A 13,611-nucleotide genomic window follows, 5' to 3' on the forward strand; every position below is an offset into this window, starting at 1 on the left:
AATCCCTTGAGTGACATGGCGAAAAACCTAATTCTCTGGCTGGTCATTGCCGTCGTGCTGATGTCAGTATTCCAGAGCTTTGGGCCCAGCGAGTCGAATGGCCGCAAGGTGGATTATTCTACCTTCCTGCAGGAGGTCAATCAGGACCAGGTTCGCGAAGCGCGTATCAACGGACGTGAGATAAACGTTACCAAGAAAGATAGTAACCGTTACACGACCTACATCCCGGTGAACGATCCTAAGCTGCTCGATAACCTTCTGACTAAAAACGTCAAAGTGGTTGGCGAGCCGCCAGAAGAACCAAGCCTGCTGGCTTCTATCTTCATTTCCTGGTTCCCGATGCTGCTTCTTATCGGCGTCTGGATCTTCTTTATGCGTCAGATGCAGGGCGGCGGTGGCAAAGGTGCCATGTCGTTCGGTAAGAGCAAGGCGCGTATGCTGACGGAAGATCAGATCAAGACCACGTTTGCTGACGTTGCAGGTTGTGACGAAGCAAAAGAAGAAGTGGGCGAACTGGTTGAATACCTGCGTGAGCCGAGCCGTTTCCAGAAACTGGGCGGTAAGATCCCGAAAGGCGTTCTGATGGTGGGTCCTCCGGGTACCGGTAAAACCCTGCTGGCGAAAGCTATCGCGGGTGAAGCGAAGGTGCCGTTCTTTACTATTTCAGGTTCTGACTTCGTAGAAATGTTCGTGGGTGTTGGTGCATCTCGTGTGCGTGACATGTTCGAGCAGGCCAAGAAGGCAGCACCGTGCATCATCTTCATCGATGAAATCGACGCCGTAGGCCGCCAGCGTGGTGCAGGTCTGGGCGGTGGTCATGATGAACGTGAGCAGACGCTGAACCAGATGCTAGTTGAAATGGACGGCTTCGAAGGTAACGAAGGTATTATCGTTATCGCGGCGACTAACCGTCCGGACGTACTTGACCCGGCGCTGCTGCGTCCAGGCCGTTTCGACCGTCAGGTCGTGGTCGGTCTGCCGGACGTTCGTGGTCGTGAACAGATTCTGAAAGTCCACATGCGTCGCGTACCGCTGGCACCAGATATCGACGCGGCAATCATTGCGCGCGGTACTCCGGGCTTCTCCGGTGCGGATCTGGCTAACCTGGTCAACGAAGCTGCCCTGTTTGCTGCTCGCGGTAACAAGCGCGTGGTGTCGATGGTGGAGTTCGAGAAAGCGAAAGACAAAATCATGATGGGTGCGGAACGTCGCTCCATGGTGATGACGGAAGCGCAGAAAGAGTCCACGGCGTACCACGAGGCAGGTCACGCGATTATCGGTCGCCTGGTGCCGGAACACGATCCGGTGCACAAAGTGACGATTATTCCTCGTGGCCGTGCTCTGGGCGTAACATTCTTCCTGCCGGAAGGTGATGCGATCAGCGCCAGCCGTCAGAAACTGGAAAGTCAGATTTCAACGCTGTACGGCGGTCGACTGGCTGAAGAGATTATCTACGGCGCAGAACATGTTTCTACTGGTGCGTCTAACGACATTAAAGTCGCGACAAACCTGGCGCGTAACATGGTCACGCAGTGGGGCTTCTCCGACAAACTCGGTCCGCTGCTCTATGCAGAGGAAGAGGGTGAAGTCTTCCTGGGCCGCTCCGTGGCGAAAGCGAAACATATGTCCGATGAAACGGCTCGTATCATCGACCAGGAAGTGAAGGCGCTGATTGAACGTAACTACGGCCGCGCGCGTCAGATCCTGAATGACAACATGGACATTCTGCATTCGATGAAAGATGCGCTCATGAAATATGAGACCATCGATGCACCGCAGATTGACGACCTGATGGCACGCCGTGAAGTGCGTCCGCCAGCTGGCTGGGAAGATCCAGGTGCTTCCAACAATTCTGACAACAATGGCACCCCGCGTGCACCGCGCCCGGTTGATGAACCGCGTACGCCAAACCCGGGCAACACCATGTCAGAACAGTTGGGCGACAAGTAAGTCACATCTGTTGAAATGTTTGTCTGTACCTCAAACCCTGGAGCTTGCTCCGGGGTTTTTCTTATCCGTTAAAACTTATAAATACCAGGGATTTTGCCATGAAACTCTTCGCCCAGGACTCGCATCTCGATCTCTCGCATCCGCATGTGATGGGGATCCTGAATGTTACCCCTGACTCCTTCTCTGACGGTGGCACGCATAACACGCTTATTGAGGCGGTGAAGCACGCAAATTTAATGATCAATGCGGGTGCCACCATCATTGATGTCGGTGGAGAATCGACGCGCCCCGGTGCGGCGGACGTGTCTGTGGAAGAAGAGCTGGCGCGCGTGGTGCCCGTGGTTGAGGCCATTGCTCAGCGATTTGAGGTGTGGATCTCCGTTGACACGTCCAAGCCTGAGGTGATTCGTGAAGTGGCGAAAGTGGGCGCTCACATTATCAATGACATTCGCTCACTGACTGAGCCTGGCGCGATTGAAGCGGCTGCGGAAACGGGCCTGCCGGTCTGCCTGATGCACATGCAGGGACAGCCGAAAACCATGCAGGAGGCGCCGAAGTATGATGATGTCTTTGCCGACGTGAATCGCTTCTTTATTGAGCATATCGCACGCTGCGAGCGTGCGGGTATCGCAAAAGAGAAATTGCTGCTCGACCCGGGGTTCGGTTTCGGTAAAAATCTCTCTCACAATTATGCGCTGCTTGCGCGCTTATCAGAATTTCATCACTTCGGCCTGCCGCTGCTCGTGGGGATGTCGAGGAAATCGATGATTGGCCAGTTGCTGAATGTAGGGCCGAGCGAACGCCTGAGCGGCAGCCTGGCCTGCGCGGTGATTGCGGCGATGCAGGGTGCGCACATTATTCGTGTCCATGACGTCAAAGAAACAGTAGAAGCCATGCGTGTGGTGGAAGCCACACTGGCAGCGAAGGAAAACAAACGCTATGAGTAATCGTAAATATTTTGGTACCGATGGTATCCGTGGGCGCGTAGGCGATGCTCCAATCACCCCTGATTTTGTCCTGAAGCTGGGCTGGGCTGCTGGCAAGGTGCTGGCGCGTCATGGTTCCCGTAAGATCATCATCGGCAAAGACACCCGTATTTCAGGCTATATGCTGGAATCCGCCCTGGAAGCCGGTCTGGCAGCAGCGGGGCTTTCCGCTTCCTTTACAGGCCCAATGCCAACGCCTGCTGTTGCTTACCTGACGCGCACCTTCCGTGCGGAAGCAGGGATTGTTATCTCTGCTTCCCATAACCCGTTCTACGACAACGGCATCAAGTTCTTCTCCATTGACGGCACCAAGCTGCCGGATGATGTTGAAGAGGCCATTGAAGCGGAAATGGAAAAAGAGATCACCTGCGTCGACTCCGCTGAGCTGGGTAAAGCGAACCGTATCGTTGATGCCGCGGGTCGCTATATCGAATTCTGTAAAGGCACCTTCCCGAATGAGCTGAGTCTGGCCCATCTTAAAATTGTGGTGGACTGTGCAAACGGCGCGACCTACCACATTGCTCCAAATGTTTTTCGCGAGCTGGGTGCGAAGGTCATCACCATCGGCTGTGAGCCGGATGGTCTGAACATCAACGAAGAAGTGGGGGCGACGGACGTGCGTGCCCTGCAGGCTCGCGTGCTGGCGGAAAAAGCCGATTTGGGTATTGCCCTCGACGGCGACGGTGACCGCGTGATCATGGTCGACCACGAAGGTAACAAGGTCGACGGCGATCAGATCCTCTACATCATTGCACGTGAAGGTCTGCGTCAGGGTCAGCTGCGTGGCGGCGCGGTAGGTACGCTGATGAGCAACATGGGGCTGGAACTGGCGCTGAAACAGCTCGGTATTCCGTTTGTCCGCGCGAAAGTGGGCGACCGCTATGTGCTGGAAAAATTGCAGGAGAAGGGCTGGCGAATCGGTGCGGAAAACTCCGGTCACGTGATCCTGCTCGATAAAACCACCACCGGTGACGGCATCGTGGCGGGCCTGCAGGTGGTTGCCGCCATGGCGCGCAACCATATGAGCCTGCACGATCTCTGCAGCGGCATGAAGATGTTCCCGCAGATCCTCGTTAACGTGCGTTTCACAGCGGGGAAAGGCGATCCGCTTGAAAATGACAACGTGAAAGCGGTGATGGCTGACGTTGAAGCGGCTCTGGGCAGCCGTGGACGCGTGCTGCTGCGTAAGTCCGGTACCGAACCGCTGATCCGCGTGATGGTGGAAGGCGAAGACGAAGCGCAGGTGACTGAATTCGCGCATCGCATCGCGGATGCGGTGAAAGCTGCATAACTTTTCACAGTAAGTGTTTAAAAAGGCGGCGCTTGCCGCCTTTGTTTTAAGCATTTCATGGCTTTTTGCTGTTTTTTTCCGCAGTTGATACAATGCGTCGAAAATGCCCTTGCGAAGGTCATTCGCTTTGGTTAGTATTCACACCCGCTTCAGTGGGAAACAAAAATCCTGCTAATTGGTCGAAGCATTGGTATGCGGCAAATCCGCAAGGAACAGGTTGATTATGTACGAAGCTCTTTTAGTTATTTTCCTTATTGTAGCCATCGCTCTTGTAGCGCTGATCATGCTGCAGCAAGGTAAAGGCGCTGATATGGGAGCCTCCTTCGGAGCAGGCGCTTCCGGTACGCTGTTTGGTTCAAGTGGTTCTGCGAACTTCATGACCCGTACGACGGCGATTCTGGCTACGCTGTTCTTCATCATCAGTCTGGTGCTGGGCAATATCAATAGCAACAAGACCAGTAAAGGAAGCGAGTGGGAAAATCTGAGCGCGCCAGCAAAAACTGAGCAGACTCAGCCAGCTGCACCGGCTAAGCCGACCAGCGATATCCCGCAGTAAGTATTCCGTACCGAGGTGGTGGAATTGGTAGACACGCTACCTTGAGGTGGTAGTGCCCTAACGGGCTTGTGGGTTCGAGTCCCATCCTCGGTACCAATATTCCAGAAGAAAGACGTCGAAAGACGTCTTTTTTTTCGTCTGTAGATTATGTGTCTCCGATCTTTTGTAGGGCGGGTAAGCGCAAGCGCCACCCGCCATTTTGCCCGGTAAGCGCACAAAAAAGGCGCCCAGTGGGCGCCTTTTGCATGTCTTGCTGTCTATTACTTCTTATCGCTGTGTTCCAGGTTTTCAACCTGCGGCAGGCCGTTACCGGAGCTGGCGGAGAGCAGGCCATTCTCAACATAGTTGAACAGCTTCTCGCGGGTATCGGTAATGTCCAGGTTACGCATGGTTAGCTGGCCGATACGATCGTCCGGCGAGAACACGGACTCACCTTTCTCCATGGTCAGACGCTCTGCTTTATAGGTCAGGTTGTCAGACACGGTATTCAGGATGGAGTAGTCATTGCCGCGACGCAGTTCCAGCGTCACTTCACCGGTGATTGCACTCGCCACCCAACGCTGCAGCGCATCGCGCAGCATCAGCGCCTGCGGATCGAACCAGCGGCCCTGATACAGCAGTTTGCCCAGCTGACGACCATGCGAGTGATACTGCTCGATAGTGTCTTCGTTATGAATACCGGTCAGCAGACGCTCGTAAGCGATGTGCAGCAGCGCCATGCCCGGGGCTTCATAGATGCCACGGCTTTTCGCTTCGATGATACGGTTTTCAATCTGATCGCTCATGCCCAGACCGTGACGACCGCCAATGCGGTTAGCTTCCAGCATCAGCTCAACGTCGTCAGAGAAAGTTTTACCGTTCAGGGCAACCGGATGGCCGCGTTCGAAGCGTACGGTCACTTCTTCTGCCGGGATCTTCACGTTCTCGTCCCAGAACTTCACGCCCATGATCGGGTTAACGATCTTCACGCTGGAGTTCAGGAATTCCAGGTCTTTCGCTTCGTGCGTCGCACCCAGCATGTTGGAGTCTGTGGAGTAGGCTTTCTCGACGGACATCTTATAGTCAAAGCCGCAGGCGATCATAAATTCAGACATTTCATGACGGCCACCCAGCTCGTCGATGAAGTCGGTATCCAGCCACGGTTTGTAGATCTGCAGCTCGGCGTTGGTCAGCAGGCCATAACGATAGAAGCGTTCGATATCGTTGCCTTTATAGGTGCTGCCGTCACCCCAGATATTCACGCCATCTTCTTTCATGGCGGCAACCAGCATGGTGCCCGTCACGGCGCGCCCCAGCGGGGTGGTATTGAAATAGGTCAGGCCGCCAGTCGTGTTGTGGAAAGCACCGCACTGAATCGCAGCGATACCTTCGGCTACCAGCTGCTTACGGCAGTCAATCAATCGTGCGTTCTCTGCGCCATACTCCATGGCACGACGAGGGATCGCATCATAATCTTCCTCATCCGGCTGTCCCAGGTTCGCAGTATATGCATACGGAACCGCTCCCTTTTGGCGCATCCACAGCAGTGCAGCGCTGGTATCCAGGCCGCCTGAGAAAGCGATGCCAATACGTTGTCCTACCGGAAGATGCTTGAGAATCGTCGTCATATAATAAAACCCTGCTTGATTGACTGATTAGAGACCGCTTTCGCTCTCTTGTGCATTTTTATGCAAAATAAGTGAGTATTCATTTAATCATCTTTTGCCGAAGACCGGAAGAGACTCATGCGTTTTTTGTAAAAAATTTGGTCTAATCGATCTGGCCGAAGTCGCCTTGACAGGCGGGGTCAACTATCAATATACTGAACGCCGATTTTACGTCCCGTCTTCGGTACCAAATCCCAGCATTATTTGCATTTTCTACCTAAAACGCGTAGAATTTGCCACGTTTCAGGCGCGGGGTGGAGCAGCCTGGTAGCTCGTCGGGCTCATAACCCGAAGGTCGTCGGTTCAAATCCGGCCCCCGCAACCACTTTCCCATAAAGTTCTTTTTCAAATATACTGTGAAGACTTAGAGCCTTCGTAGCTGGATTTGAAAAAATTCTTTCGGAGAGTGCTCCAGGCCACAGTTGTGGCTATAGGGTTCAGTTATCTAAAGCCCCGATTTATCGGGGTTTTTTGTTATCTGACTACAGAATAACTGGGCTTTACGCCCTTTTTTTATGTCTTGGGGGTGGGCTTGTCCACATTAGAGCAAAAATTAACAGAGATGATTACTGCACCGGTCGAAGCACTGGGCTACGAACTGGTCGGCATCGAATTCGTTCGCGGCCGTACATCGACGCTGCGCATCTATATTGATAGTGAAGATGGCATCAATGTTGATGATTGTGCTGATGTCAGCCACCAGGTGAGTGCGGTTCTTGATGTTGAAGACCCGATTACCGTTGCGTACAACCTGGAAGTTTCCTCACCTGGCCTCGATCGCCCGATGTTCACGGCCGAGCACTATGTGCGCTTTACCGGTGAAGAAGTGGCTCTCGTTCTGCGTATGGCCGTACAGAACCGCCGTAAATGGCAGGGAATTATCAAAGCCGTTGATGGTGAAATGATCACGGTGACAGTCGAAGGCAAAGATGAAGTGTTCGCGCTGAGTAATATCCAGAAGGCGAACCTGGTTCCCCACTTTTAACAGTCTGGATTGAGGTGAAAAGCCCGCGATGAACAAAGAAATTTTGGCTGTTGTTGAAGCCGTCTCCAACGAGAAATCACTGCCGCGTGAGAAGATTTTTGAAGCGCTGGAAAGTGCACTGGCTACAGCAACCAAGAAAAAATATGAACAAGAGATCGATGTTCGCGTAGAAATCGATCGTAAAAGCGGTGACTTCGATACATTCCGTCGTTGGGTAATCGTTGAAGAAGTGACCCAGCCGACCAAAGAGATCACGCTGGAAGCCGCACGTTTTGAAGACGAAAGTCTGAACGTGGGTGACTACGTTGAAGATCAGATTGAATCTGTCACCTTCGACCGTATCACCACCCAGACCGCCAAACAGGTTATCGTGCAGAAAGTGCGCGAAGCCGAGCGCGCGCTGGTTGTCGATCAGTTCCGCGATCAGGAAGGCGAAATCATCACCGGCGTGGTGAAGAAAGTGAACCGCGACAACATCTCTCTGGAGATCAAATCCGAAGGGATGCCGGGCAACGCTGAAGCCGTGATCCTGCGCGAAGACATGCTGCCGCGTGAAAACTTCCGCCCAGGCGACCGTATTCGCGGTGTTCTGTACGCGGTACGCCCTGAAGCGCGTGGTGCACAGCTGTTCGTGACCCGTTCTAAACCAGAAATGCTGGTTGAACTGTTCCGTATCGAAGTGCCGGAAATCGGCGAAGAAGTTATCGAGATTAAAGCGGCGGCTCGCGATCCGGGTTCCCGTGCGAAAATCGCGGTGAAAACCAACGACAAGCGTATCGACCCGGTCGGTGCTTGCGTCGGTATGCGCGGCGCGCGTGTTCAGGCGGTTTCGACCGAGCTGGGCGGCGAGCGTATCGATATCGTTCTGTGGGACGACAACCCGGCGCAGTTCGTGATAAACGCAATGGCTCCGGCGGATGTCGCGTCTATCGTTGTTGACGAAGACAAACACACCATGGATATCGCTGTAGAAGCGGGCAACCTGGCGCAGGCGATTGGCCGTAACGGTCAGAACGTACGTCTGGCGTCACAGCTGAGCGGCTGGGAACTCAACGTCATGACCGTTGATGATCTGCAGGCTAAGCATCAGGCTGAAGCCCACGCGGCGATCGATACCTTCACGAAATACCTCGACATTGACGAAGACTTCGCCACTGTTCTTGTTGAAGAAGGTTTCTCTACGCTGGAAGAACTGGCCTATGTGCCAATGAAAGAGCTGCTGGAAATTGACGGTCTGGATGAACAGACTGTTGAAGCCCTGCGTGAACGCGCTAAAAACGCACTGACCACCCTGGCACTGGCTCAGGAAGAAAGCCTTGGCGATAAAAAGCCGGCTGATGACCTGCTGAATCTGGAAGGTCTTGATCGTGCGATTGCGTTCAAGCTGGCTGCCCGTGGTGTTTGTACGCTGGAAGATCTCGCCGAGCAAGGCGTTGATGACCTGGCTGATATCGAAGGTTTAACCGACGAGAAAGCCGGCGAGCTCATCATGGCCGCACGTAATATTTGCTGGTTCGGCGACGAAGCGTAATAAACTGTAGCAGGAAGGAACAGCATGACTGATGTAACTGTAAAATCGCTGGCTGCTGAGATTCAGACCTCCGTGGACCGCCTGGTACAGCAATTTGCTGATGCAGGGATCCCGAAGTCCGCTGATGACTCGGTGACCGCGCAAGAAAAACAAACCTTGTTAACGCACCTGAACCGTGAACACGGCTCTACGCCTGACAAGTTAACGCTGCAGCGCAAAACGCGTAGCACGTTAAACATCCCTGGTACCGGTGGCAAAAGCAAATCGGTACAAATTGAAGTCCGCAAGACGCGCACCTTTGTAAAACGTGATCCGCAAGAGGCAGAACGCCTTGCCGCGGAAGAGCAGGCACAGCGTGAAGCGGAAGAACAAGCTCAGCGTGAGGCGGAAGCAGCCGCCAAACGTGAAGCAGAATTAAAAGCTGAACGTGAGGCCGCAGAAAAAGCGAAACGCGACGCAAGTGATAAAGTGAAGCGTGACGCTGCGGAAAAAGACAAAGTGAGCAATCAACAGACAGACGAAATGACCAAAACCGCCCAGGCTGAAAAAGCCCGCCGTGAAAATGAAGCTGCCGAGCTTAAGCGTAAAGCGGAAGAAGAAGCCCGCCGTAAGCTGGAAGAAGAAGCTCGCCGCGTCGCCGAAGAAGCGCGTCGTATGGCAGAAGAAAATGAGAAGAACGGTGTTGATACCGTTGAGCAGTCTGAAGACACCAGCGACTATCACGTGACCACTTCTCAGCACGCACGTCAGGCAGAAGATGATAACGACCGTGAAGTAGAAGGCGGCCGTGGCCGTGGCCGTAATGCAAAAGCTGCGCGTCCGGCGAAAAAAGGCAACAAGCACGCTGAATCTAAAGCCGATCGTGAAGAAGCACGCGCGGCTGTTCGCGGTGGTAAAGGCGGCAAGCGTAAAGGTTCCGCTCTGCAGCAGGGCTTCCAGAAGCCGGCTCAGGCCGTTAACCGTGACGTTGTGATCGGCGAAACCATTACCGTTGGCGAACTGGCGAACAAGATGGCGGTTAAAGGCTCTCAGGTCATCAAAGCGATGATGAAGCTGGGCGCAATGGCGACCATCAACCAGGTCATCGACCAGGAAACCGCACAGCTGGTTGCTGAAGAGATGGGCCACAAAGTTATCCTGCGTCGTGAAAACGAGCTGGAAGAAGCAGTAATGAGCGACCGTGACACCGGCGCAGCGGCTGAACCGCGCGCACCGGTAGTGACCATCATGGGTCACGTTGACCACGGTAAAACCTCTCTGCTCGACTACATTCGCTCGACTAAAGTGGCATCCGGCGAAGCGGGTGGCATTACCCAGCACATCGGTGCTTACCATGTAGAAACCGAAAACGGCATGATCACCTTCCTGGATACCCCAGGCCACGCAGCGTTTACCTCAATGCGTGCTCGCGGTGCTCAGGCAACGGATATCGTTGTACTGGTTGTTGCGGCAGACGATGGCGTGATGCCGCAGACCATTGAAGCTATCCAGCACGCGAAAGCGGCGCAGGTGCCTCTGGTTGTTGCGGTCAACAAAATCGATAAGCCAGAAGCCGATTTGGATCGCGTGAAGAACGAACTGTCTCAGTACGGCGTTATGCCGGAAGAGTGGGGCGGCGAAGCGCAGTTCATCCCTGTATCTGCAAAAGCGGGTACCGGTATCGACGACCTGCTGAACGCTATCCTGCTGCAGGCTGAAGTTCTGGAGCTGAAAGCGATCCGTAATGGTATGGCAAGCGGCGCGGTTATCGAATCCTTCCTGGATAAAGGTCGTGGTCCGGTTGCAACCGTTCTGGTTCGCGAAGGGACGCTGCACAAAGGCGACATCGTTCTGTGTGGTTTCGAATACGGTCGCGTTCGTGCGATGCGTAACGAACTGGGTCAGGAAGTGCTGGAAGCGGGTCCATCCATTCCAGTGGAAATCCTGGGCCTGTCCGGTGTTCCGGCTGCCGGTGACGAAGTGACCGTTGTGCGTGACGAGAAGAAAGCGCGTGAAGTTGCACTGTATCGTCAGGGCAAATTCCGTGAAGTTAAACTGGCTCGTCAGCAGAAATCTAAACTCGAGAACATGTTTGCCAACATGACCGAGGGCGAAGTTCACGAAGTGAACATCGTGCTGAAAGCCGACGTTCAGGGTTCTGTGGAAGCGATCTCCGACTCCTTGCTGAAACTGTCTACCGACGAAGTGAAGGTGAAGATCATCGGTTCTGGCGTAGGTGGTATCACCGAAACCGACGCGACACTGGCTGCTGCGTCCAACGCCATCCTGGTTGGCTTCAACGTTCGTGCTGATGCGTCTGCGCGTAAAGTGATTGAATCCGAGAGCCTGGATCTGCGCTACTACTCCGTCATCTATAACCTGATCGACGAAGTGAAAGCAGCGATGAGCGGCATGCTGTCTCCTGAGCTGAAACAGCAGATCATCGGTCTGGCTGAAGTACGTGACGTGTTCAAATCACCGAAATTCGGTGCGATCGCGGGCTGTATGGTTACCGAAGGTAACATCAAGCGTCACAACCCAATCCGCGTACTGCGTGACAACGTGGTTATCTACGAAGGCGAGCTGGAATCCCTGCGCCGCTTCAAAGATGACGTTAACGAAGTCCGTAACGGCATGGAATGTGGTATCGGCGTGAAGAACTACAACGACGTTCGCGTTGGCGATATGATCGAAGTGTTCGAGATCATCGAAATTCAGCGTACCATCGCGTAATCTTCGTCGACTGAAGATTGGCTGACGTAGGCCGGGTAAGCGAAGCGCCACCCGGCAATAATTTTAAAAGGGGCTTTTAGCCCCTTTTTTGTCTGGAGAATTTATTATGGCGAAAGAATTCGGTCGCCCACAGCGCGTGGCGCAGGAAATGCAAAAAGAGATCGCGCTCATCCTGCAGCGCGAAATCAAAGACCCGCGTATTGGTATGATGACCACCGTTTCCGGTGTTGAGATGTCCCGCGATTTGGCCTATGCCAAAGTGTTCGTGACTTTCCTGAACGATCAGGACGAAGCCGCGGTGAAAAACGGTATTAAAGCGCTGCAGGAAGCCTCTGGTTTCATCCGCTCTCTGCTCGGCAAAGCGATGCGTCTGCGTATCGTGCCTGAGTTGACCTTCTTCTACGATAACTCGCTGGTAGAAGGTATGCGCATGTCCAACCTGGTGACCAGCGTGGTGAAACATGACGATGAGCGTCGTGTGAACCCATCGGACGACAGCAAGGAGGACTGATGAGTCGTCCTCGTCGTCGCGGTCGCGACGTGCATGGCGTACTGCTGCTGGATAAACCGCAGGGTGCATCCAGCAACGACGTACTGCAAAAAGTGAAGCGTATTTTTAACGCCAACCGTGCGGGCCATACGGGCGCGCTGGATCCGCTGGCGACCGGTATGCTGCCGGTCTGCCTGGGAGAGGCGACAAAGTTCTCCCAGTACCTGCTCGACTCCGATAAGCGTTATCGCGTTATCGCTAAACTGGGCCAGCGAACGGACACCTCCGACGCGGATGGCCAGGTCGTGGAGGAGCGCCCGGTGGCCTTCAGCGCAGAGCAGCTTGATGCGGCGCTGGAAAGCTTCCGTGGTGACACGATGCAGGTTCCGTCGATGTATTCGGCGCTGAAATATCAGGGCAAAAAGCTCTACGAATATGCGCGCCAGGGCATCGACGTCCCGCGTGAAGCCCGTCCGATTACCGTGTATGAACTGCTGTTCATTCGCCATGAAGGCGATGAGCTGGAGCTGGAAGTGCACTGTTCGAAAGGTACCTATATTCGTACCATCATCGACGATCTCGGTGAAAAACTGGGCTGCGGGGCGCATGTGATTTATTTGCGTCGTCTGGCTGTCAGCAAGTATCCGGTCGAACGTATGGTGACGCTTGAGCGTCTTCGCGAACTGGTTGAACAGGCGGAAGCGCAGGGAATAGCGCCAGCAGAATTGCTGGATCCCTTGCTGATGCCAATGGACAGTCCGGCGGCGGACTTTCCGATCGTTAATCTTCCTTTAACATCGTCCGTTTACTTTAAGAACGGAAACCCGGTTCGTACGGCGGATGCGCCGCTTGAAGGGCTGGTACGCGTGACGGAAGGTGATGACGGGAAATTCATCGGTATGGGCGAAATGGACGGTGAAGGGCGCGTTGCGCCGCGTCGTCTGGTCGTCGAGTATCCGGTCGAAGCGTGACGGCAATAACACCTCACCTTGCGATAAGCAGGGGAGACGAGTAGAATATCGCCGCTTAACGGTCTGCAAATTGTTTAACAGTTTGTTGGTCGTATACTGGGATTGCTGAATTAGAGATCGGCATCCTTACATTCTTTATATTCTGGAGTTTGAAAATGTCTCTAAGCGTTGAAGCTAAAGCTAAAATCGTTTCTGAGTTTGGTCGTGGTACTAACGACAGCGGTTCTACCGAAGTTCAGGTTGCACTGCTGACTGCACAGATTAACCACCTGCAGGGTCACTTTGCAGAGCACAAAAAAGATCACCACAGCCGTCGTGGTCTGCTGCGTATGGTTTCTCAGCGTCGTAAACTGCTCGACTACCTGAAACGTAAAGATGTTGCACGTTACACCGCGCTGATCGAGCGTCTGGGTCTGCGTCGCTAAGTCTTGCGAGTTTCAGAAAAGGGGGCCTGATGGCCCCTTTTTTCAACCAGACGGCAGCAATTCACTGG

At 53.9% G+C, this 13,611-nt stretch carries 11 protein-coding genes and 2 tRNA genes; 12 read left to right on the forward strand and 1 reads right to left on the reverse strand.

Annotated elements, in window-relative coordinates; genetic code table 11:
• The first annotated feature begins 15 nt into the window (after positions 1-15).
• From ftsH to KK102_RS12645, 5 genes are all read left to right on the forward strand, one after another.
• Positions 16-1,950 carry an ATP-dependent zinc metalloprotease FtsH gene (gene ftsH, locus KK102_RS12625; RefSeq protein WP_014833437.1) on the forward strand — a complete coding sequence of 645 codons (1,935 nt, stop codon included), beginning with the start codon at positions 16-18 and terminating at the stop codon, positions 1,948-1,950.
• A 98-nt stretch (positions 1,951-2,048) separates the two neighbouring features.
• A complete protein-coding gene (gene folP, locus KK102_RS12630; RefSeq protein WP_216357719.1) occupies positions 2,049-2,897 on the forward strand; it encodes a dihydropteroate synthase in 849 nt (282 codons plus the stop codon).
• On the forward strand, positions 2,890-4,227 hold the full coding sequence (gene glmM / locus KK102_RS12635; RefSeq protein ID WP_126545318.1) for a phosphoglucosamine mutase: 1,338 nt from the start codon (positions 2,890-2,892) through the stop codon (positions 4,225-4,227). The genes folP and glmM overlap by 8 nt, the downstream gene beginning before the upstream one ends.
• Before the next feature lie 223 nt (positions 4,228-4,450).
• Positions 4,451-4,783 (forward strand): preprotein translocase subunit SecG, encoded by a 333-nt coding sequence (gene secG / locus KK102_RS12640; RefSeq protein ID WP_003861803.1) that lies wholly within the window; start codon positions 4,451-4,453, stop codon positions 4,781-4,783.
• A gap of 9 nt (positions 4,784-4,792) precedes the next feature.
• A tRNA-Leu gene (locus KK102_RS12645) sits at positions 4,793-4,879 on the forward strand.
• Positions 4,880-5,043: 164 nt separating this feature from the next.
• On the opposite strand, the gene argG is transcribed toward KK102_RS12645, so the two are convergent.
• Positions 5,044-6,390 carry an argininosuccinate synthase gene (gene argG, locus KK102_RS12650; protein ID WP_015571974.1) on the reverse strand — a complete coding sequence of 449 codons (1,347 nt, stop codon included), beginning with the start codon at positions 6,388-6,390 and terminating at the stop codon, positions 5,044-5,046.
• Between the two features lie 287 nt (positions 6,391-6,677).
• Here argG and KK102_RS12655 point away from each other — a divergent pair.
• From KK102_RS12655 to rpsO, 7 genes are all read left to right on the forward strand, one after another.
• A tRNA-Met gene (locus KK102_RS12655) sits at positions 6,678-6,754 on the forward strand.
• Positions 6,755-6,961: 207 nt separating this feature from the next.
• Positions 6,962-7,414, forward strand: coding sequence for a ribosome maturation factor RimP (rimP, locus tag KK102_RS12660; protein WP_014833432.1), 453 nt, complete (start codon positions 6,962-6,964; stop codon positions 7,412-7,414).
• 28 nt (positions 7,415-7,442) lie between these two features.
• Positions 7,443-8,945 carry a transcription termination factor NusA gene (nusA, locus tag KK102_RS12665; protein WP_126545317.1) on the forward strand — a complete coding sequence of 501 codons (1,503 nt, stop codon included), beginning with the start codon at positions 7,443-7,445 and terminating at the stop codon, positions 8,943-8,945.
• Positions 8,946-8,969: 24 nt separating this feature from the next.
• On the forward strand, positions 8,970-11,657 hold the full coding sequence (infB, locus tag KK102_RS12670; protein ID WP_216357720.1) for a translation initiation factor IF-2: 2,688 nt from the start codon (positions 8,970-8,972) through the stop codon (positions 11,655-11,657).
• Positions 11,658-11,763: 106 nt separating this feature from the next.
• Positions 11,764-12,168 (forward strand): 30S ribosome-binding factor RbfA, encoded by a 405-nt coding sequence (gene rbfA / locus KK102_RS12675; protein WP_126545315.1) that lies wholly within the window; start codon positions 11,764-11,766, stop codon positions 12,166-12,168.
• Complete coding sequence (gene truB / locus KK102_RS12680; protein WP_126545314.1) at positions 12,168-13,118, forward strand: tRNA pseudouridine(55) synthase TruB; 951 nt, start codon at positions 12,168-12,170, stop codon at positions 13,116-13,118. The genes rbfA and truB overlap by 1 nt, the downstream gene beginning before the upstream one ends.
• 155 nt (positions 13,119-13,273) lie before the next feature.
• A complete protein-coding gene (gene rpsO / locus KK102_RS12685) occupies positions 13,274-13,543 on the forward strand; it encodes a 30S ribosomal protein S15 (RefSeq protein ID WP_003861789.1) in 270 nt (89 codons plus the stop codon).
• Positions 13,544-13,611 lie beyond the last annotated feature (68 nt).

The organism is Enterobacter quasimori (assembly GCF_018597345.1).
Taxonomy (GTDB): domain Bacteria; phylum Pseudomonadota; class Gammaproteobacteria; order Enterobacterales; family Enterobacteriaceae; genus Enterobacter; species Enterobacter mori.